General features: G+C 65.7%; 13 protein-coding genes. 3 read left to right on the plus strand and 10 right to left on the minus strand.

Annotated elements, in window-relative coordinates:
- Positions 1 to 3 precede the first annotated feature (3 nt).
- The 3 genes from LOC65_RS16145 (at position 4) to LOC65_RS16155 (ending at position 3147) form a co-directional block, all read left to right on the plus strand.
- Positions 4 to 1260, plus strand: coding sequence for a type II toxin-antitoxin system HipA family toxin (locus tag LOC65_RS16145; RefSeq protein WP_230248238.1), 1257 nt, complete (start codon positions 4 to 6; stop codon positions 1258 to 1260).
- A gap of 173 nt (positions 1261 to 1433) precedes the next feature.
- Complete coding sequence (locus LOC65_RS16150) at positions 1434 to 2393, plus strand: phosphorothioated DNA-binding restriction endonuclease (protein ID WP_230248239.1); 960 nt, start codon at positions 1434 to 1436, stop codon at positions 2391 to 2393.
- A 310-nt stretch (positions 2394 to 2703) separates the two neighbouring features.
- Positions 2704 to 3147, plus strand: coding sequence for a GNAT family N-acetyltransferase (locus LOC65_RS16155; RefSeq protein WP_230248240.1), 444 nt, complete (start codon positions 2704 to 2706; stop codon positions 3145 to 3147).
- Positions 3148 to 3324: 177 nt separating this feature from the next.
- Here LOC65_RS16155 and LOC65_RS16160 read toward each other — a convergent pair whose 3' ends face one another.
- The 10 genes from LOC65_RS16160 to brxC form a co-directional block, all read right to left on the minus strand.
- Entirely contained in the window at positions 3325 to 4332 is a 1008-nt protein-coding gene (locus LOC65_RS16160; protein WP_230248241.1) for a ParB/RepB/Spo0J family partition protein, read from the minus strand.
- Complete coding sequence (locus LOC65_RS16165; RefSeq protein WP_230248242.1) at positions 4322 to 5134, minus strand: ParA family protein; 813 nt, start codon at positions 5132 to 5134, stop codon at positions 4322 to 4324. Before LOC65_RS16165 ends, LOC65_RS16160 begins: the two co-directional genes overlap by 11 nt.
- Positions 5131 to 5517, minus strand: a complete 387-nt coding sequence (locus tag LOC65_RS16170) for a hypothetical protein (protein WP_230248243.1) — start codon at positions 5515 to 5517, stop codon at positions 5131 to 5133. The genes LOC65_RS16165 and LOC65_RS16170 overlap by 4 nt, the downstream gene beginning before the upstream one ends.
- A 113-nt stretch (positions 5518 to 5630) precedes the next feature.
- Entirely contained in the window at positions 5631 to 6509 is an 879-nt protein-coding gene (locus LOC65_RS16175) for a DUF932 domain-containing protein (RefSeq protein WP_230248244.1), read from the minus strand.
- Positions 6510 to 6589: 80 nt separating this feature from the next.
- Entirely contained in the window at positions 6590 to 7048 is a 459-nt protein-coding gene (locus tag LOC65_RS16180; protein ID WP_230248245.1) for a single-stranded DNA-binding protein, read from the minus strand.
- Positions 7049 to 8383: 1335 nt separating this feature from the next.
- Entirely contained in the window at positions 8384 to 9493 is a 1110-nt protein-coding gene (locus LOC65_RS16185; RefSeq protein ID WP_230248246.1) for a hypothetical protein, read from the minus strand.
- Positions 9494 to 9787: 294 nt separating this feature from the next.
- Positions 9788 to 11854, minus strand: coding sequence for a protease Lon-related BREX system protein BrxL (brxL, locus tag LOC65_RS16190; RefSeq protein WP_230248247.1), 2067 nt, complete (start codon positions 11852 to 11854; stop codon positions 9788 to 9790).
- Between the two features lie 8 nt (positions 11855 to 11862).
- Complete coding sequence (gene pglZ, locus LOC65_RS16195; RefSeq protein ID WP_230248248.1) at positions 11863 to 14466, minus strand: BREX-1 system phosphatase PglZ type A; 2604 nt, start codon at positions 14464 to 14466, stop codon at positions 11863 to 11865.
- Positions 14467 to 14473: 7 nt separating this feature from the next.
- Positions 14474 to 17950 (minus strand): BREX-1 system adenine-specific DNA-methyltransferase PglX, encoded by a 3477-nt coding sequence (gene pglX / locus LOC65_RS16200; protein WP_230248249.1) that lies wholly within the window; start codon positions 17948 to 17950, stop codon positions 14474 to 14476.
- A 56-nt stretch (positions 17951 to 18006) separates the two neighbouring features.
- A complete protein-coding gene (gene brxC, locus LOC65_RS16205) occupies positions 18007 to 21630 on the minus strand; it encodes a BREX system P-loop protein BrxC (RefSeq protein WP_230248250.1) in 3624 nt (1207 codons plus the stop codon).
- Between the last annotated feature and the right edge of the window lies 1 nt (position 21631).

The following is a 21631-nucleotide window of genomic DNA, read 5'->3' on the forward strand; positions in this document are numbered from 1 at the left end:
CTGATGGACCCGAGGCCCGATCGCCTGGACGTCTGGTGCGGCAGCGAGCTGGTCGGCACGGTGCACGACAGCACGCCGCTGGCGTTCGAGTACGCGCCCGGCTGGCTGGCCGGGGGGCAGCGCATGTCGCTGGCCACGATCGCACTGCAGCCGGGCCGGCAGGATTCGGCCGCCGTGCAGGCATTCTTCGAGAACCTGCTGCCCGAGGGCGACCTGCGCGAGTACCTGGCCGCACAGCGCAAAGCCTCGACGCTGTTCTCGCTGCTGCTCGAAGTGGCGGGCGACACGGCCGGCGCCTGCGTGCTCGTGCCGCCCGGCCAGACGCCCGAGCCACCGCGCTACGAGCCGACCACCTGGGAAGCCATCGCCGCCATCATCGGCAAGCGCTCGGCGTCGGCGATCGACCTTCAGGGCGAAGGCGCGCGCATCTCGCTGGCCGGCGCGCAGGACAAGACCAGCATCGCGATCTTCGACGACGGCGTGCCGCGCCTGCCCAAGGGCACCTCGCCTTCGACCCACATCCTCAAGCCCAACATCCGCCGCCTGGCCAAGGTGTGGCACTCCGCGGCCAACGAGGCGATCGTGATGCGGGCCGCAGCCCTCTGCGGGCTGCCGACGGCCGAGGTGTTCTACGAGCCGCTCACCGAGTCCTGCGTCGTGCGCCGTTTCGACCGCATGGCGCGTCCGGACGGCACGCTGGCGCGGCTGGTCCAATACGACCTGTGCCAGCTGGCCGGCACGCTGTCGGACCGCAAGTACGAGAAGGAAGGCGGGCCAGGACTGGCCGCCTGCGCGGAGCTGGTCAGACGCTACAGCGCCCAGCCGGCGCCGGACCTGCGCCACCTGGTGCGCTGGGTGTTCTTCAACGTCTATGTCGGCAACAACGACAGCCACGCCAAGAACCTGTCGCTCTACAGCGTGCCGGGCCAGGGCGTGAGGCTGACGCCGTTCTACGACCTGATGTGCACACGGCTGTATCCGGGCCTGTCACCGGAGTTCGCGTTCGCGATCGGCGGCGAGGTACGGCCCGGTGATCTTGGAGCGGAGCACCTGATGCTGCTCGCCCGGCAGCTCGGCATGCAGCCGCGCTATCTGAAGCAGCAGGCCGCCGACGTCGCGGCGCGCTTGCCTGCCGCGATGAGCCAGGCGGTGCAGCAGGTGGCACCGGCGCTGTCGCCTTCGGCCCACACGCTGGCCGAGCGGCTAGCGAAGTTCGTCGCCTCGTCGACGAAGAAGATGGCGGCGCGGCTCGCAGCCTGAGCGCTTCAGATGACGGCATCCCCGCCCTTCCCGTTCTGCCGGCATCCCCTGCCGAATCTGCACGCATACCTCAACCCACGGTTCGCGCAAGACTTCGCGGGCCCACGGGGCGGTGTTCGCTGGCTCTTCCCGGACCAGGCGGACGACTGGCCCAAGTCCCGCAGCGATCCCTCATGATCGAAGCTCAACGCATTCTCGAAGCGTTCGACGGCTTGCGCCGCGCCCAGCGCGCAGGCGTGTACGCGCCGCACAAGCCGCTGCTGATCCTGCTGGCGCTGGCGCGCGTGCAACGGGGAGAGCAGCGGCTGGTCGACTTCGGCACGGTCGACGCGCCACTGCGCGCCCTGCTTACCGAGTTCGGTCCCAGCAGCGCCCCCAAGTCACGGCATTACCCGTTCTGGCACCTGGCTACCGATGGCGGCGGAGCGCTATGGGAACTGCGAGGCCCACGGGAGTTGCTGAGCCGCCCGCCCGGCGCGACGCCGAACCTCGGCGAACTGCGCGCAGGCCATGTCGAGGGCGGCTTTCCGGCCGAAGTGGACCGCGCACTGCGCGAGGTGCCCGGCCTTCTGGAAGCGGTTGCGTCGCGCGTGCTGGAGGCGGCGTTCCCGGCGACGCTGCACACCGACATTGCCGCAGCGGTCGGCCTGACGCTCCATCGGCCGTCCGTCGCGTTCACGGGCGAGCCAGCGCCGCCTGCGTATGCGAATGCGGAACGACGCCGTCGCGACCCCGCCTTCCGCGAGCGGGTGCTGCGGGCCTACGAGTACCGGTGCTGCGTCTGCGGCTTCGACCTGCGCATCGGCACGATCGCTGCGGGCCTGGAGGCTGCGCACATCCAGTGGCACCACGTAGGCGGGCCGGATGTCGAAACCAACGGCCTCGCGCTCTGCGCCCTGCACCACAAGTTGTTCGACCTCGGGGCATTCACGGTCGAACCGCATGACCTGCGCGTCGTCTTCAGCCAGCACGCCATCGCCGGCGACCGCAGCGGCGATGGCGCCCTGCGGCATCACGGTCGGCCATTGCTGGCTCCTCAGCACACGAGCATGCGGCCGGCAGCGCCCTACCTCGCCTGGAACATGCACAACGTCTTCAAGGGCCCGGCGAGGCAGTTGGACAGCGGAGCCTGAAGCTTCGGCGACACGGGGTCCGAGCGCGCCGCTGCGTGCGAACTCACCGTGGCGGCGCACTTGTCTTACATCGGCGCCACGGCGCCTATCCTGCACTCATCTGGACTTCAGTATTGGCCTGGATCGTTGCTTGGCTTGCGCTGGAATCGGGCCGAGTTCCAGCACGGCAAGCGGAGCACGATCGGACCTTCGGACGGTCCGCGCTTGGCGACCGGAAGGCACACGGGCCTCGGGAAACGGCTGCCGCTGTTAAGCCGCTGAACACTCGAACGGGCCACGAGCCGAGCAGTTCGGCCGGCACAATGCTCGAATGACTGCCACCTGGACTGTGCGCACGGTCGGCCCCGACGATGCAGCGGGCATCGCCCGGCATCGTTACTTCCGGAACGAACCGCAGGAAGACATCGACGCCTATGCCGCGTGGGTCGTCTCGCGCATCGAGCGCGGGACGTACATCGGCTTCGTCGCTGAAGCCGCAGGCCAGGTGGTGGGAGGCGCCGGCGCCGTCCTGCTCGACTGGGGGCCGACGCGGGGCGACGCATCAGGCACTCGCGCACGCATCGTCAACGTCTACACCGATTTGCCCTGGCGCAAGCGAGGCATCGCCAAGGCGCTCGTCGACAAGGTGATGGGCGCCTGCACTGAAGCCGGTGTCCGTGTCTTCAGCCTTGCGGCGTCGCAAGAAGCGGCACCCATGTACCGCGCCCTGGGCTTCGTGCCCTACGCCAACGAGATGATCCTGAGGCGGAGTTGATGTCCGCCGGCGGGAGCACCGGGTCCGCGAGCGGGAGACCGTCCAGCAGCGCCTGCGCGTGCCATCGCCGCATCCACTGCGTGTTTAGCGGCTTAACAAGCGTTGGTCGACTGATGAGGCTGCGCAACTTGCGAGGAAGAACAGGCACCACCGGCGCCTATCGCCGCTGAGGCCGCCTCAAGCCGCCGTGCGAACGAGACGGAGCGCTCGCAGGCGGTCGATGTCGACCGCGACCACGTCCTTGGTGCCGAGGCCAGAAACGAACACCTGCTCTTCGCTCTGCGGAAGGCGGCGCATTTCGACCACGACATCGGTGCCCTCGACCTCCGCGATCAGCTGCCACCGGGACGGTGGGCGTGTGCCGTGAGACGCGTCAGGCGGACAGGCCCTGGTGCCGGCCGCAGGAACAGGGATTGAGGCAGCAGATTCGGCGGTCGCGGCCTCTGCCTGGGGGTGAGGCTCCATGTTGCCGGTGTTCCTGACAGGTCCACTACCAGCCGAGCGGGCATCTTGTGCAAGCGCTTCAAAGACGGTCACCGTGGGCGACTGCAGTTCGTGCTTCAGCCGATCGATCTCGGTCCGAGTCACCTTGTCCGCCGTGTTGAGCCATTCGGTCACCGCCTGCGGCTGCAGCTCGAACAGCCGCCTTAGGTCATAAAGCTCCGTCAGCCCGCGGCACCGGCCGCTGCGATAGAGCGCCATCACCGGATCCGGGGCGTCGATCAGTGCAACCACATACGTGACGTATGCCCGAGACTTGCCCAAGCACCGCGCCACCTCCGCCTGCGTCTCGCCCGCCCGCAACCGCCGCTGCACGAACAGCGCCAGTTCCAGCGGCTGCAGGTTCTGGCGCTGCTCGTTCTCGATGACCTGGTCATAGCTGTCGGCGGCCAAGTCGACGAAGGCGGGCACGGTCTGGCGTCCGGCCATGCGCGACGCACGCAGCCGCCGCGCGCCGAAGTTCAGCATCCAGCGGCCGGGCTCGTCGGGATGCGGGCGCACCGACACCGGCTGACGCACCCCACGCTGGCGGATGGTCTCGGCCAGTTCGGCCAGTGCCTCGTCGTCGAACTCGAAACGCGGCTGCTCGGGGTCTTCGTCGATCGTGTCGATCGGCAGTTCCAGCGGTGCGCCGCCGGCCGGCGCGGGCGCGGCGTCGTCCAGCACGGTCAGGTCAAGCGGCATGGCGCTGCTCCTGCGGGTCGATGATCTGGGCCAGGCGCCGCATCGTCGGCTCGATCTCGGCCCAGGCGTCGCGCGCGGCGGTCTTCTTCATCTCCCAGAGCAGGTCGCCGCTCGCCTGCGCCTCGGCGACGGCCGAGCGCTTGGGGATGAACGCGAACTCGCCGGGCTTGTCGGTCAGCGGGATCAGCAGCGACTGGTGGTGGCGCACGATCTCGGCGAAGTTGGCGCGCTGGAACGGCGTCGCCTCCACCATCACCGGCAGCAGGCCGACCAGCTGCAGCGCCGGGTTCAGCAGCGCGCGGATCTTGTGCACGCCGACACGTGGGTGGTGCAGCAGGCCGCGCACGCCGTCGATCGCCTCCTGGTTGAGCTGGATCGGCGACAGCACGAAGTCGGCCGACGCCAGCGCGGCGATGAGGCGGATGTCGGGGTTGGGGTTGGTGTCGACGATGCAGACGTCGAAGCGGCCGGCCTGCGCCCGCAGGAACGCGCGCAGGTTGCGCGCGAACGGCGTGTGCTGCGCCGGCTGCCGTTCGAGCCAGAGCAGCGGGTCGGCGGCCGGCACGAGCACGAAGGGCTCGGCCGGCACGTCGACCTGCGCCTGGGTCAGCAGCAGGTCGGCCGTGACGGAGGCCACCAACGGACGCCCGGAGCGCTGCAGCACGCTGCTGAGGTTGCCCTGGTGGTCCAGGTCCAGCGCGAGCACGCGGCGGCCGGCGCGGCGCAGGTGGTGGGCGAGCAGCGTGGCGACGGCGGACTTGCCGACACCGCCTTTCTGGTTGGCGAGGACGAGCGTCTTCATCGCGGGGCTCCGGTGTCGGGAGTGGCCGCGGTCGGGACGAGGGCCCAGGCACGCAGCACCTGCAGCACGCGGCGCTCGCCGTCGGGCACCAGGCGATGCAGGTCGTGCTGGCCCCAGCGCAGCGCGTCCAGGCAGGCCAGCATGTCATCGCTGATCTCGACGTCCAGCATGCGCAGCTCGAACGGATCCCAGCGGAAGGTGGCGCCGTCGTGCACGCTGGCGATGAAGCCGGCGACACGGGCGACCTGGCCCGAGTCGTGGTGCTCGGCCAAGCGCAGCAGGCGTTCGAAGGCCTGAGCGCCCTTCTCGGTCGCCGGCGTGACGCGCTGCGTGTAGAGGAAGAACTCGTCGACCACGCGGCCGACGTCGTCGGTGTCGTCCATGGCAGGCTCCCGCGGCCGCGGCGGCCGCACTGACCTCTGATGGTCGGCGGACCTGAGGTCCGCCGACGCGCTGGATTCGGCCCCGGATCCAGCGCCCGGGGCTCGGGGGCGGCTCAGGCCTTCAGCTTGCGCATCTCCTCGGCCAGCATCCAGAGCGCGCGGTTGAGGCTCACGGCGCGGTCGATGCTGCCCACGGGGCGCGTCGAGATCCGGCGCCCGCGAGGGCTGCGACCCGCCTGCCCGCCCTGCATGACGTTCTCCTGCACCCGCTGGAAGGTGGTCCACAGGCTGTGGCCCAGGTCCTCGGGCCGCCGGGCCTCCACCAACTGCTCGGCCGTCACCGGCGCCGGCACGTGGCCGCCCTCCTCCAGCGCACGCTCGCCGAAGCGCAGCGCCAGCGCGGCGGTCGCGAACGCGATCTCCTCGCCGTGCTCCAGCGGCAGCGCCTTCATGGCCTCGGCGTGCTCGTCGACCTCGTCGAACTCCTCCAGCACCCGGAACGCGCCCTCGATGACCTCGCCGCGCACGTCGCCCTTGTGCGGGATGCGGATGTCCTCGACGACGTCGCCGACGACCAGGCCGTTGCAGCAGACGAAGCGGAACAGCCCGGCGAGCATCTGGTAAGAGCTGCCGCCGTCGTGGCTGTTGATGAGGATGATCTCGTTGACGGTGTCGCGTGCCCGGGTCTCGGTCGCCTGCACCTGGCCGGCATGGCGCAGCCGCAGCATGTGCTTGGTGAACGCACGCCGGTCCTCCAGCCGGCTGTGGCCCTGGGCGGCCATGTAGGGCTCGAAGCCTTCGCGCTTGAGGCCGCGCAGCACCTCGATGGTCGGGATGTAGGTGTAGCGCTCGGAACGGCTGGCGTGCTTGCCCTCGGCGAACACCGAAGGCGCCACGGCGCGGATCTGGTCCTCGGCCAGCGGCTCGTGGCTGCGCAGGACGTGGGTGCGGTGGCCGAAACGCGTGGCCAGCGTGGGATGGATGGCTTGCATGGTGGTCCTCGTGCGATGGAGGCGGACCCCGCGGGGTCCGCGGTGCAGGGGTTCGGCGGGACGGCCCCCGCCGGAAGGGTTCAGGCCTGGGGCTGCGACCGCGCCGGGCGGCGGCCGTTGACGGGCTTGGCGGCGGGCGCAGGTGCCGGCGCAGGCGGCTCGGCCCGGCCCTCGCTGCGCGCGCGGCGCGCTTCGGACTCGGCGCGGCTGTCGAGGTAATCGATCTCCTCGACGGTGAATGCCAGCATGTAGACGTCGAAGCCCTCGGCGTTGCGGAAGTTGTTGTTGCGCAGCCGGCCGATGACGTTGACGTGGCTGCCCTTGCCCAGGTACTCGGCGGCGTTCTCCGCCTGCCGGCCCCACAGCGTCCACAGCAGCGAGGTCGCCTCCTCCTCGCGCTCGTCGCCGCTGCCGCGGCGGCTGTTGGAGATCACGGTGATCGTCGCCTTCGCGACCTGGCCCTCGCGGCCGTTGACGTACTCCAGGCGGACCGGGCCGGCCAGATGAGCGTTGCGCTGCTCGACTCGAACGTTTGCCATGGCGATGCACTCCGATATCGAGACGACCAGCACAGCCCGGGATTCAGGCTGCTGAAAACTGATCCTCTCGCTCGGACTCCCTCGCTCCCGCCCCTCTGGGGCGGGCGGGGGGTGGGGTGCATTCGGGAGCAGCGCGAAGCGATGAGCCGGTTCACCCGGCCCACCGCATTGAAGATCCCCCCACAAGTCCCCCTCGCCCGGAGATGGGGGGCTTGTGGGGGGAGCGCGGTGGGTCGTTACCGGCGAGCGCGCGGGAGTTCAAAGAGGGCCCGGCGACAGCGGCAGGCGTGACAGGCAAAGCCTGGCACGACGGACGCCGCCCGAGGGCCCGCCCCAGGACACGAGCCCCGGCGGCTACGCGGCCGGCGTGACACCAAGCGCAGCGACTGGCGCGTCGGCCGAGCCGGGGTGAGCACGCGTCTGCACCCGGCTATTCGGCTGTTCGGCTGCTGGACTTCGGTCTTCAGCAGCGGCCCGGCGACGGGCATGGCGGGTGTCCGGGGCGACGATCTGGCCGGTGACGCGCAGAGCGAAGCGTCCGACAGGGCTGCGCGGCGCCGGTCAGTTCGTCGAGCGGGCCGCGCTCACGCGCAGCGGGAGGGCAATCAGGCCCGCGATCCACGGACACGGGTCAGGGCCGCTGCCCCAGGGACCGCCGGCGGCAACGCCGGCCTGGCCGTGTTCGCGTCAGGGATGGCAGCCCGGCAGGGGCGAGACGCCGGACCGAAGGGCCGGTGGCTCGACGCGAAGCGCAACAGCCCGGTCCCGCGCGAGCAGGGAGACGCCCAGGCCCGTCTTACGCGACACGCTCAACGAAGTTGGAGGCGCCGGAAGCGCCAGCCTCATGTCCCAACTATGCCGCGTACGGAACGAGTTTCGCGGTTGGTCGTGCTAAGCGCGGGAAAGGCCGGGTGCGCTGTCACCTAGCCGGGGACATCCCCCGGGCGGCGACGCACCACCACGTTGCAGAGCACAGCACGCCCAACCGTTTCGTCGCCACAGACATCGCCGTGATCGCGCGATACAGGCAATGTCGGTGAGCGCAGCCGTGTCCCAATTTCCGGGCTGAGCAGCGATCGCGAAACGAAGAGATTTCGTCCGTGCCGATCGGGCACGCATCTAAGGACGACATCATGAGCAAGAGCAGATCGACTGAACAAGGCCAGGCACGGACTGGCACTAGCACTGGCAACAAACGCGGTCCCGCAGGATTCCCCAGCGGGACTGGCAATCCCTCGGGGAGAGGCCGCGACAACAACCCGCCGGCCTCACCGCCGAAGGGGCGCTGATACGCGACCCGTAGTGCGCACCGGCGGAGGAATCCGCCGGTCGTTTTCACCCCGATCGCCAGTGTTCAAGCCAGTGCGGGTAGCGCCTTCGACACCACGCCCCCGCGCTTGGATCTCGCCCCATTAAAGTCGAGAGCAGCGGCCAACCCCGCTGCGCCAGACGAAGGATGGCGTCGGCGCGCGCGGCGGCCCAATACCTCGTCCTTCCCTCAGGCATGCTTAGCGCCAACTCTGGGCGCTGCCGAAGGAGCGGCTCGGCCAACGCGTTGATAGCCCGCACAGAAGGAAACTGTTGGCCCCGGCTCCACTCCTTCAAGGTCGAGAGACCAACCGCGTCGTCTTGCTCCGTCGCGGGCAAGAGCTTCTCCAGTGACCCAGCCCCCGCCCACTGCTTCAACCAGTCGACAAACGCTCCGCCGGGTCGACAACGCTCGGGGCCAGCGCGACTGGACACCGGCGCGAACAAATGAGCGAAGCCGAAGGCATGTTCCTTAGACTTAACCTCGATCAGCGCTATCTGCGACAACAGCACGTCCAGCAGCGCCGAAAACCGAGCCAGCACCGCCCAATCGACAAACGGACTTTCGGCCTCGCGGAGTCGCTCAAGCGCCTCTGGCGTCCAGTAGGCACGCAATGTCGCATCCGTGGCGAAAGCCATCGCCCAGCCTGCCGACGTATCGCTCGACCGCGTAGCTCGCAGCGCAGCCCGCTCGAGAACGAACCAGTGCTCGGTAACCTCTCGCCGAGTAGCGGGGAGGTCGGACCATCCTTCGTAGCTCATCCGCACGACGGCCCACGGCGAGAGCGCCTCCAACACATCAGGGGCCGGGACTTTGCCTTCGGCGAGCTGGCGAAAGATATCGAGGAGCTTGCTCGTCTCGGGCCCGGCGGCGCCTATTGAGCCCGCCATTACGACCATCCGCTCGTACAGCGAAACCCACCGTGCACGCCCTTGTGGCGCCAAGAGCTGGGTCTCAGGAACTGACTGCAACCGCTCGCAAAGCTTCAGGAAGCCCGCTTCGCCCGCCTTCTTCATGAGCCCTGAGTAAGACTGCCCTACGATCTTCTGATCGCCCTCGGGAGTAAGTAGAAAGCCCGCGTGCAGTTCGAGCTTCTTCGGTCTGCCGCGTAGCGGCAGACCAGCGTGAGCCTGCATCCCGCTCGCTCCTCGCTGTTCTCGTGAAACAATCACTGGTATTGCTAGCAATCAGGCGGATTACGGCGAACTGCGCCCCGGACTCGGCAGCCCCCGAGAAGGTGTGTGTTGATGCCCCGCTCCACCCTTAGCAAGCGGCGTGACTAGCCGCGCAGGCCGCGAAAAGACCAAGAAGTTGTCCGCGGGTAGTCTATTGTCTGAGCATCTCGCAGCCCGACGAGGACACGTAAGCCGGGGGTGCCACTCTAGGTGGACTGCTTCTGCACCACGGTTTGCCTTTATGCGAAGCGCAAGCTACTCCACCCCCAAGGCCTTGAACACCGCGTCCACGGGATCCGAGTAGAAGCTGGTCTGGAACTTTGCGAACAGCTCGCCCGGAACCGACGGGATGTCCGTCACACTCGACATCGGCAGAAGAATCCGCTTTGCGCCAGCATCGAAGGCGACCTGCAGGCTCTCAGCGAGGTTGCTGGCCTGCGTGACCGTGCCACCAAGCGACATGTCGCCCATGACGACCATCTGGCTCTGCAAGGGCTTACCGAGCGCGGCCGAGCACAGGACGATGAAGCTGGACAGGGTCAGCGCCTCCGGCGTGCCCGCCGTCTGCAGCTCAACCATGTGCAAGTGGAAGTCGCGCTCGGTCGGGTGGATTGATGCGCTCACTCGGCCGGCGTTGGCCTTGAAGTAGTCGAAGGCCACCCGCACCGGCTCCCGCGAGACCGGGCCCGACACCGACAGCTTGCCGCCGCCAGCCATGGCCTGGATCTCCATGCGGTATACGCCAGGCATGCCGCCGTCGCCCATGGCGACGGTATGCAGCACGCCCGGCGCCAAACGGCCTTCGGGGATCAAGCCGCCACCGCCCTGTTCCGGCACGGAGATGAAGCGCTCCTGCATGTCCTCCAGATCGATGTAGGAGAAGTGCACGTCATAGAACTCCATGCCCCCGATCTTCTTGAGCTGCTCCTTCACGCGCCGGCGCGTTTCCAGCGCGTACTCCAGGCACTTGCCTACTGTGTCCTTGGTGTAGGCGCCGTCAGGGCAAATCAGCTTCAGCAGGCCAGACACCGTCCGCCGCACGGCGATGGTGTCGCGCTGGTTGAGGTTGTTGCCCAGCTTGAAGAACTTGTCGATCGCATCAGCGAAGCTGCGCTTGCGCATCTCGCGCGCCCACTCTGCCAGGTAGTCGACGATCAGGCCGTACTGGTCGGTGAAGAACTCCGGCCGCATCTTCGGAATCTCCCAGCCCGGCACGTAGGCGTGGAAGCGATCGAAGAAGGCCGAGTCGATCATCACGTCCGGGAACGGCGCGAACAGGTGGCTGGTCTTCACCAGCGTTTCCACGGTCTGGCCCTGAGGCAGGTTGCCGACGAAGACCATCGCCGCGCTGGCGTTGATGGACTCACGGCCACGGCTGAACGAGCCCGAGGCCATGTAGTCCTTCATGATCTGGACGCCGTCCTGGTCCTTGAAGTTGATGCCGGCCACCTCGTCGAAGGCCACCACGTCCCACAGGCCGACAAGGCCCACCTTGCGGGCGCTCATGTTGTAGAACAGGTTGGCCACCGTGGTCTGGCCGCCGGACACCAGGATCGAGTTCGGGCTGATCTCCTTGTAGATGTGGCTCTTGCCCGTGCCGCGCGGCCCCAGCTCGCACAGGTTGTAGTTGTTCTCCACCAGCGGAATCATCCGGGCCAGCAGGTGCCACTTCACCCGTTCCTTGAAGCAGGTGGGCTCCATGCCGGTCGAGCGCAGCAGTGCGTCAATCCACTGCTCTTCCGTGAACCCCTTGCGGCCAGCGAACAGCTCCTCCATGTCCATGTTCGGCATCTGGATGGGCTTGAGGTCCGACACCACGAAGGGCGACGTGCGCTGGTTCTCCTCGAACCGGTAGTTCAGCGTCACGATGCACCAGATGCCGCCCACCAGCAGCTTCTCGAACTGCCGCACGTAGGAGTCGGGCACCTCGGCGTTCTTGATCCCCAGGTTGGACAGCAGCGCCTCGTAGGCGTCGCGGTTCTCGTTGAGCCTCACGGTGACCTTGTCGATCACCTTGAACGAACCGCGCTCCCGGATCTTGCTCTTGACCTTCTCGGCCTCGTCCGGCCGCACGTAGTTTTCGGCCAGCACGTTCTTGACCGTGACCAGGCCAGCGCGGATGGTCTCGGCATCGTCCGATGCGCAGTACATGCCCAGCAGGTACTCCAGCACGTAGACGGGAACGTTGGCCCCCTCCTTGATGAGCTTGGTCAGGTCCTTGCGCACCACGCGCCCGGCGAAGCGCTCGTTGAGCAGCTTGTCCAGGCCCGGGTCGATGGTGGCGGTGGATGTCGAACTGGCCTGTGCGGTGTCGTCAGCCATGGTGGCCCCTAAAAGTCATTGCTGAAGGCCAGATCGATGCGCAGCGGCGCCCGCCAGGCCTCGGCCTTGGTCTTCGCGTCGCGCGCGACCAGGAAGTAGTCTTTCGTGCGGTCGTAGCTACCGGCGGCCAGCGTCAGCATCACCGAGCGTTTGCGCTCATCGAGCATCGGTGAGGTGCTGTCGAAGGTCAGGATCTGCTCATCGCTGACGGACTGGTCGCCGTCGCGGATGGACAGCAGCAGCGTCACCGGCAGCACACGCTCAGACACCGCCTCGGTCTGGATGAACTCGAAGCGCTGCTTGTTGGTGACCACCTTGTTGCTGGATCCGAGCAGGCTCACTTCCACCTGCCGGGTCTTGGCCTTCTCGGTGTCGCTCTCCTTCACCACGATCACCGGCACGACGATCTCTTGCGGCATGGCACTGCCATGCACGAAGCGCGCACCGCCAACGAAGTGGAACCGTCCGGCGCCCTTGGGCACCAGGAAGTCCAGACTACCCGTGCCTTCATCCGTGCCCGCTGTGGTGGCGGTGTTGCCCGCCCAGGCGTTCTGCATCGGCCACATGCCGCGGCCCAAGATGTAGCGCTTCTTGGGCTTCAACACGCCCGGCATACCTTCTTCCACGGTGTGCCGGTCCGCCTCATCCAGGGCCGACTCCTGGTACATGAAGCCGTGATCGGCCGTGACGAAGATGGTGGAGCCGTTCAGGTTGTTGACGATGAAGCTCACCAGCTCCGACAGTTCCTTGATGGCGTTCGCCGTCGCCTCGAAGGTCTTGGTCTCGGACCCACGCTTGTCGCCGATCATGTCGATCAGGTCGTGGTAGACGTAGACGACCTTGTGCGGCTTGACGAACTCGCGGCCCTTGTCCTTGCCCTTCTCCATCAGCGCGTCGCGGCCGATGGCCACGCCGCCGTGCGCCGCCAGGATCGCCGAACGCTGCTCCAGCGTCGACGACGGCTGGCCATCCACCGTCACGTCCAGCGAGGCGTTGCCCTTGTAGGCCAGGCGCTGGTGCGGCAGCAGGCTGGCCATGCCCAGCGCGGTGTAGCTGGGCAGAACGCCCAGCATGGCGTCCAGGCGGGCCTTCACCCGGCTGCGGCTGTTCAGCTCATCCACCAGTTCGGCCGCCGCCTCGAAGCGGAAGGCATCGGAGATGACCACGAACACCCGTTTGGCGCCGCCCTCAAAAGCGGGCGCCACATGGCGCGCGTAGAAGTTCTGCTGGTTGACGACCTCGTCGAGCTTCCACTTCGCCAGCAAACCGGCCGGCCCTTCCGCCACCGCCCCCCAGGCCGAAGCGAGCTGGCCGATGAACCAGCCCGAGTGGGCGTCTTCCATGCGGTCGCGCAGCTCGTGCAGAAGAGACCAGCCCATGGGCTCCACCGTCTCTGACGCCCGCATGAACCAGCGGTACAGCTGGTCGAAACGGAACAGCTCAGTCCGGTAGGCCTGGAAGGCAGTGCCAGCATCTGCAAAGCTGAAGCCCTGCAGGTGCTTGGCCTGCAGTTCAAAGAAGCCGGCCGCCGCCTCCAGCGCGTCGTAGCTGGCGGCCAAGGCTCTCGTGGCGTCGTTGGCGCCGGCCAGCAGCGGGTTAGCCCAGTGGCCGTCACGCCGCCGCGCGATGAGGTCGCGCACCGAGTCCATGTTGGCGCCGCCGCCCGCGATGATGCGGGCCTTCAGGTCGCCAATCACCCGCTTCTCGATGGCCTCGAAGGTCATCGCGTCCGCCAGCTCTTCGGCCTGCATGGGGCCCAGGATGCTGCTGATCTTCAGCTCATCAGCCACCCAGCCCGACAGCACGTCGTAGCTGCGGTAGTTGGCCATGTCGGTGCGCCACCGGCTCGCGAACACCGATACGTTCGCCGCCATGACCCGTTCGGCGATCACGAAGTGCGCCAGCGATGCCTGCACACCGCGCACGCTACTGCAGAAGTCGGTGGCGAACAGGCGGTAGAGCAGGCCGCGAAGGCTGGATGGCTCGTCGCCGGGTTCGCGGTAGCCCAGCTCCCGCTCTGCCATCGCCCAGAAAGCCTGCTCCAGGTCGAAGCTGGTCAGCTCTTCCAACAACCTCGGTCGGGCACCGAGGTCTCTGCCCTCAGCCACCAAGGCAGCAAAGGCCTTGAGCAGGATCGCCGCAGGGTCCGCCGTCTCGGCGCGGGCCACGGCCGCGATCATCTTGCGGTCTAGGTCATCGGCCGTGTCGGTCGGTTGCACCCATCGCTTGACGCGATCAAAGCGGTCGCGTGCCCGAAGGAACTTGCCGCGCAGCTTTAAGTGATCGCGCAGCGATCGTGTGTTCAGGCCCAGTTCCTCCAGCTGAATCGACGCCGTGTCGGCGCTGAAAGGCTTGCCGCGCAGCCGCGCGTCCAGCAGCCAGTCCTGAGCCGGTTCCGGTTCATCGAACGGTGCATAGATCAACCAGCGACCGTCGACCTCCCGCTCGATCGAGATCTTGGCTTGCAGGGCAGGCGTGCGGTCCAGCCGCAGCACCTGCACGCCCTCGATGCCGATGGCATCGACCTGAGGCGCAAACTCGCCGCCCGCGTCGTTCCAGAACACCAAATCATGGCCCTCCTGGAAGAGGCGGGTCAGGGCCGCGAGGAACACGGGCGCACTACTCATCGCTACCGCCGGTGATGGCCTTGGACTCGGCGACCAGGTCACCGAACTTCGCGTAGTTGACCTTCACGCCATCGTCCAGATCCAGTGCGATGCGCATGTCGGCGTAGTGGCGCAACTTCTCGTCGTACGCCAGCAGTTCGAGGTGCTTCTTGCGAAGCGCTTCGATTTGCTTCTGCAGTTTGGTGCGGGCAGCTGCTGACGATGCTGCGGCCAGGTCCTTGTCCAGCATGTCCAGGCGCGACACCATCTTCGCGACTAGAGGCACAACGTATTCCGCGCGCATACGAGCTAGCGTTCCCTCGTTGTAGCGATGCAGATACACCAGCGCTTGGAAGGCCCCTTGCTTGCCGCTTGAGAAAAGCCAATAGATTGGCCGCTTCCTGTAGGTCTGCAGATGGTCTTTGTAGAACTTGTCTGCCAAGTAGCGACGGACAGTCTCGTCCGGCGCCTCGGTCGCTTTGGCACCGAGGCCTTTGGCTAGCCAAGTCAAGTTTCTGTCTAACGCACTTGCGCCCCAGACAACGCCGAGGAAGTCACGAGAACGGACGGCAGCGTCATCAACAAACCACTGCTCATCGGTGAGTGGGACGATGCCGTCCGCGTCGGCCGGGAATCTCTCTTCGTACCGACTCGGGTCAAACCCAACGTTCCCAGAATCTGCATAGATCAGGCCTGGCTCGTTCAGGCTATAGCGCCCCATCACGCAACCGATCGCGTAGGAAAGCAACTCACGCCCTCCAAAGCTTGAGGCCATAGGCCCGGGCTCCGGAGCGCCAGATTCGGCGAACCCAAACCGCTCGGATAGCATTTGCTCTATGCGAGCTTCGTTGCGCTGGATGAGCGCCTGATGGGCGCCTATCTGATCCGATGGACTTTCAAGAGTGCGCAAATCGGTTGAACACGAGACTGCGAAGGTCGGCGATGTTTCATCATATCTACTTATCTCCATGGCAGAAGTCACGCACGCTTGCGCGAGGCGCGCGAGGTCGCCTGAGTCCTGTTCTTGGAGGATATTCGGAAGCGCAAGCAGGCTTTCGATCTTTATACGCGCCGACGGCGAGTACGCCTTAAGGAATCGAAAGGCAGCATCAGTGTTTAGTAACGCCAGATATCCAAATACATTATCGGCCGCGAACGCCATTGATCCAGTGCTGTCAAAGAGGCTTCCGGCCGGGACGTGCCTAAACGCGAGTCCGCCATTACTGAACGACGACCAAGTAATGCCTTCTCTGAACGAATACGTGCCGTTGTAGTTGTGCGACCTAACGCGCAGGGTCTTGACGTCGATATTACTTTTTATCGCTTCTCCATCGTTCTTCCAATCTACAACCCATTCATTGTTTCCGAACCACTTTACCGCCTCACCTCCCTTTTGATACGGATACCAACGGGCCTCCGATCGTTTAGCGTCGGCCTCTGTCCTTGCCCCCCGATTTATTTGCGCAGCGCTGACTTCCCACCAGAAGCGTAAGAATCTTGCGTTGTCCGCGGTAGTCAGACCCTCTCGTGCCTCAACCCGCTCTGAAATTGGTCGCCTAGTCCTAAACAATTCCATCTGGGCATGATTGAGCGAATAAGCGAGCGCGAGGCCAGGCGCGTGCGTGAAGTGATTCAGGTCTCGGACGAAGCCAGCTGCAGAAACAATATCCGCACTTCCATCGTCCGAAACTTCCGAAGACTCGATACGTTTGTACCGTGCAGCGAAACGCTTGATCGGGGATCGATAGAATGTGGTAGCGCACGTCCCGAATGCGATTCCCATTACTCCGTTACCCAAGTGCAGCAGGCTTGATATCGCATTGGCTGACAAGAAGTCTCGTCGGAAGGACTCGTAGTTGGACAAGAACATCCAACTCTGCATCGTAACGAAGGCAATAAGGCCAGTTCTTGCAGAAGATGCCTCGCCACGCCGAATGAAGCAGCTGAAGAGATCGCCCTTTTCTAGAGGGTATTGGCTTTCTACGAAGGATTTCAGCGAGGCAGTCATGAACCCGCCCCCCATGTAGGGTGGATTCGCGACCACTGCGTCGAACCTCTGCCCCAAGATGAGCGCTTGCCAGATCAGCGGCAATACATCCCTGGCGGCTTGCTGTGCATACAAATCGCCCTTCTGTAAGGCGTGATGCACTCCGGTCGTCATCGTCGCTAGCTGGTTGGCCAGCGTCGCCGGAATCTGAATGAGCGATCCGAAGACCTTTCCGTGCTCGAAAGCGCTAAGCAACGCCTTGAGCGGCGCGCGCTGAAGTCCGAATGGGGCCAGATGGGTAGCGATTTCCTCAACATTTAGGCCCTTGCTGTCCTGGAGGCTCAGCACATTGAGCTTGGGCGGATCGTTGAACAAGCGGCGATCATCGGAGCGCGCCTTCATCAGCAGTGCAAATGCTGCAAGTTGCGCGGCGCGGTCATCGATGTCTAACCCGTACAGGTTCCTTTCCAGAATCAGGCGCGGAATGGCCCGAGGCTGATACCCACGCTCTAGGTAGATCGCCTTTAGCACGTCGTACGCAACCACCAGGATGTGCCCGCTGCCACAGGCTGGGTCCAGCACAGTAATGGTCTCAGGGTTCAGCGCCTCGCCATCCGTACGGATCCGCGTCTGAATCAATGCGTCCAGTTCCGCCTGCACCTCCGGGGTCTGCTCGGCCGGCTGGATGTAGTACGGCCATTGGCTGGCCAGCGTGCTGGTCGGGTTGGCCATCAGCCACAGCCGGCCCACGCTGTTCTGCACCAGGTACTGCACGATCCAGTTAGGAGTGAACAGCTGGGTGGCGGCAGGGATGTCCTCGCTCTTCACCACCTTGCCGATGACCTGATCCTTCTTCTCGCTGATGTAGAACTGGTACAGCCAGCCAATGACCTCGATCTCTTGCCAGTCTTCCTCGGGCACCTGTTCGACCAGCTTGGCCACGATGGAATCGGTGCGCAGCAGGTTCTCGGGCAACAGCAGCTCGGTCTCATCGTCGATGCGCTCGAACAGGAAGGGCATCACCCGCGACAGCTCGTTGCACTGGGCCACCAGCAGCAGCTTGTAGAGCTCGTTGTCCCGGTTGCCGGCCAGCTGCATCTCGCGGGCCCGGTCAGGACTCAAGCCCGGCAGCGTCACCTCGCTCGCGTGGCGCAGGATCTCCGGCAAGCCACCGTCACGGCTGGACAACACCCGCCAGCCGTGACCCAGGTAGTCGTGGATCTCCATGTAGCGCAGCGCCGCGAAGCGGTTGAACCAGGTGTAGGCCACCTCGTCCATCGCCTGCTCGAAGCCATGCCGCTTGATGCGGGCGATGAGTTCGTCGCGCTGGCCGGCCACCTTGGCGGGCCACTCGCGGCCGTCGATCAAGGCCACGTCGCCCCGCACTTCGGCCGGCACCACACCGGCGGCCGAGATACCCAACACGTTGGCGCGCTCGGTCACGGCCTTGATGAAGTCCAGCCGCGCTTTCGGGGCGTAGCTCTTGAGGTTGGCCTTGTTCATGTCTGTCCCTGGAAAGGTCTCAGTCTTGTTCTGCTCGCGCGATTTAGCTGGAGCGCCTACTGGATGCGGGCGCGATGGCCGGCTGCGATGGCAGCCATCAGCTCGGCGCGCAGTTTGGCCACGTAGTCGTCCACGTCTTGCTCGGTTTCCAGGTAGGTCTTGGCGTTCACGTCCGCGGTACGCACCACGCGGATCGGCTTGGCGGCTGGCGGCGCAGGCGGTGGTGGGGGCGTAGGGGTGCCACCCGGCGTGGGCGCCGGTGCAAGCTTGACCGCGGCCTTGGCCTTCGCCGCCGCGGCGACGGCCGCGGCGATCTTGTCCATCGCTTCGTCCAACAGCTCGCCCGCGCGCTGCTGCAGGAACATGATGCGCGGGATGCTCACGAGGCCCGCCAGCTGGGCCTTCAGCTCTTGCAGCGGGCGCAGTGCAGCGTTGCGCACCGCGGGCTCGGCCTGAGCGTCATCAAGGGCCTGCGTGGCTTCTTTGATCTTGGCGTCGATGGAGAGCAGCGCTTTCTCTCGCCGCTCGCTGGCCAGGGCTTCGTTGACCTTCTCCACGGCCGAGAGCAGGGCTTCGATGCGGTTGACCTGCGAGTACGGCCTCGGGTTGGCGCGGATGGCCTCCAGGTCGGCCAGCGGCTGGGCCGCTGCCGTGTCCTTGACCAGCGCTTCTCGGTTGTCGGCAAAGCTGACCAGCCCATCGAGCATGCGCGCCCACACCGGGGCCTGCGTCTTGTAGAAGCTCAGCACATCGTGCGTGTCTTCGGCCAAGTCCAGCCAGTCGTCACGCGACGACAGGATGGCGTTCAAGAACTCGAAGGGGTCGCGGATCGCCATTTGCCGGTCGATCGCCTGCAGAGCCTTGGCCACCTCGGCGGCACCCGGGTAGTGCTTCTGCTCTGCCTTGAGCTTGGCGCGCTCCAGCTCGGCCTTACGTTGGCCCAGGTTCTCGCGGAAGGCGGCCACCAGGCCGTCTTCGTCATCCGGCGGCTGCAACGAGAAGATCTCGCGGTGCAGATCGCGGGCCTTGGCGCGGGTGCCAGCATCGGCGGTCTTGCGCTTGAGGATGGACACCTGCTTGAATCGGGCGGCCTTGGTCAGCGGTTCGGCGGCCGACTTGGGATCGAGGTCTGAACCCTCCATCACCAGCTTGATCTCGCCGGCCATGAACAGGCGGGCGATCAGCAACACGGTTTCAAGCTCGGGCCGCCAGCCCCACGGCGCACCGGCAAAGCGGTCCACCACGTCGGATAGCAGCACGCGGCTGGTGCCGGCCGCGACCGTGAGGTACTGGCGCATCTCGCCGATGGCGAGGGCATTACCGTCTTCGCCGTCGAGCGCGATCTTGTATTGCCCGTGTGTGTCCGACGCCAGCACGGCGCGAATCTCGGCCGCTGGGTCGGCCTGGCGCACCTTGATGTAGCCGAGCTTGGAGTAGGTGTTGGAGACGAGGTAGTTCAGTGCCTCGTCCAAGATCACCGAGGGGCCTTGCGGCTTGAGCGTCAGCTTCTGGCCCAGGGCGTAGAAGTCGCCGCGGCTCAGCAGGTCGGCCAGCTGGGCCAGGATGCGGGTCTTGCGCTCGCGGTTCTCGTCTTTGCGGTCCAGCAGGATGCGCTTGAGCGATGGCGTAGCCGCGTCGGTCTTCGGGCCGCTGATGTACTTCTCGATCTGCACGTAGGTGCGCAGCTCCACGTCCACGCGGGCGTCGTTGGCCATGCGCAAGATCGCGCGGCCGGCGCCCTCAGCGCTGCGCCCGATGCACTTGGCTTCGGTCATCAGCTCGTAATCACCACCGACGGGCGACAGAACTTCCAGCGTCAGCTGCTGGTTCGCTTGGCGCCAGGGCGCACCGTCGAGCAGGCGGTTGAATTCGTAGTCGGTCTTGGTGTCGCGGTGGCGCACCTTGGTCTGGCCGCTCAGCACCTCGTCGAAGACCAGCTCGGACACCAAGCGCGAGACCTCGGCCGACGAAATGTCGACCGACTTGATCTCTTGCGATACGTCGCGCTCTTCGTTGGTGAGGAAGAACCACAGGTCACCATTGCGGCTGACCAGGTTCTGTCGCTCCAGCCGTGCCAGGCTCTCCTGGATCTGGCGCTTCAAGGCGAGCTTGTCGGCGTCTACCCGGTCAAGGCACAAGGTAGCCAGGTTGTCGACCGTGGCCTTGACGGCATCGGCGTAGCGGATCAGGAACAACGCGCGCAGCAGCTTGATATCCCAGGGCTCCAGCGCCGGGTTCTCGCCGGCCTGGTCGATAGCGCGCTTGACGGATGAATCGAGGAAGCTCTCGATCGAGGGGTAGAAGTCGTACAGCGGGACGAAGGCGTCGATGTCCTTGTCGCCGTTGCCGACAGCGGCGGTCTGGAACGCATCGAGCATGGACCGCTCACCGCGTGCCAGGTGGCGACCCGTGGCGCCCACCTTGCGGATCGACTCGAAGACCTTCTGCAGCAGTTGGAACTGGTACGGTGCAAAGGGATAGTGCGCGGCGTAGTCGTCTGCGTCCTTGAAGCGCCTGAAGGCAACCGCGTGGTCGGCAAACGAGAGCTGGTTGTTGATGATGTCGCCCTTGGCCTTCCAAACAGCGGCCAGCGCGGCTTTGGCTTCGGGGGTCTTCTCCAGCAGGCGCTGTGAGATCACCTCGTCGGTGTTCGAACTCGACAGCGACAGCCGCGTATGGAAGCGGCCCGTGATCTTGGAGAAGTCATTGGTGCGGGCCTGGTTCGCCTCGCCCAGCGTGGCGTCAATGTCTTCCTGGCTGGTGACGATGACCCAGGCTCGGCCCTTGCAGCGGACGCCGAGTTCTTCGGTGATGGTCTGCAGGTTCAGCATCAGCTGGGTGTTCTTGCCGATGAACTGGCCCACCTCGTCGACCAGGAACACGATGCGGTGGCCGGGGCCCTTGGCATCCAGGTAGGCACGTACCAGGTCAGCGAAGCCTTCGATGTTGATGCGGTAGGTGTCGCGGGCGTCATCGAACCACTTGCCAGCGGACTCGGCCGACATCTTCAGCGCGGCGCTCAGGCCGGCGATCACGTCGTCGCGCAGGAAGTCCACCGCGTCGCGCTCGGCGTCCCACTCGTTGCCGTTGGACGCCTTGAAGGCCGCCTTGAACGTGTCGAAGCTGCCCTTCGAGATGAGATGGCGCTCCATGTGGGCGACGTGAGGCGCGTCGCCAGAGAGGCCCTGCATCTCGTTGAAGACGCGCAGGAAGACTTGCAGGATGGCGTCGCGGTCGCTCTTGGCATCGGCCTTGGAGTCGATGTTGAAGAGGATGACATCGGTCTTGCCGGCCACGGCACGACGCACGTCGCCGATGAGCAGCGGGTCCTTGATCTTCGACTCGAAGAACTGCGCCGCGCGGCGCTTCTCGCCGTTGCCGGGATGGGTGGCTTCTAGGTTGGAGAGCAGGTACGACAGGATCTTGATGAAGTGCGACTTGCCGGAACCGAAGAAGCCCGACACCCACACGCCCATGCGCGCGGCGATGGTGGGATCGGTCGGGTTGTCGACCGTGGCCAGGTAGGCATCGAAGAACCGACGCAGGTACTCGGTCACCTGCCTGGTGGTGACGTACTCGTCCAGCTCTTGCCAGATGCTTTCGTCGTCGCGTTGGTCGGCCTTGATGACGCCGTTGATGGGGCGGTCGATCTGCTTGACGAACAGTTCTTTGATTTTCATG

The organism is Rubrivivax sp. JA1055 (assembly GCF_020966565.1).
GTDB lineage: Bacteria > Pseudomonadota > Gammaproteobacteria > Burkholderiales > Burkholderiaceae_C > Rubrivivax > Rubrivivax benzoatilyticus.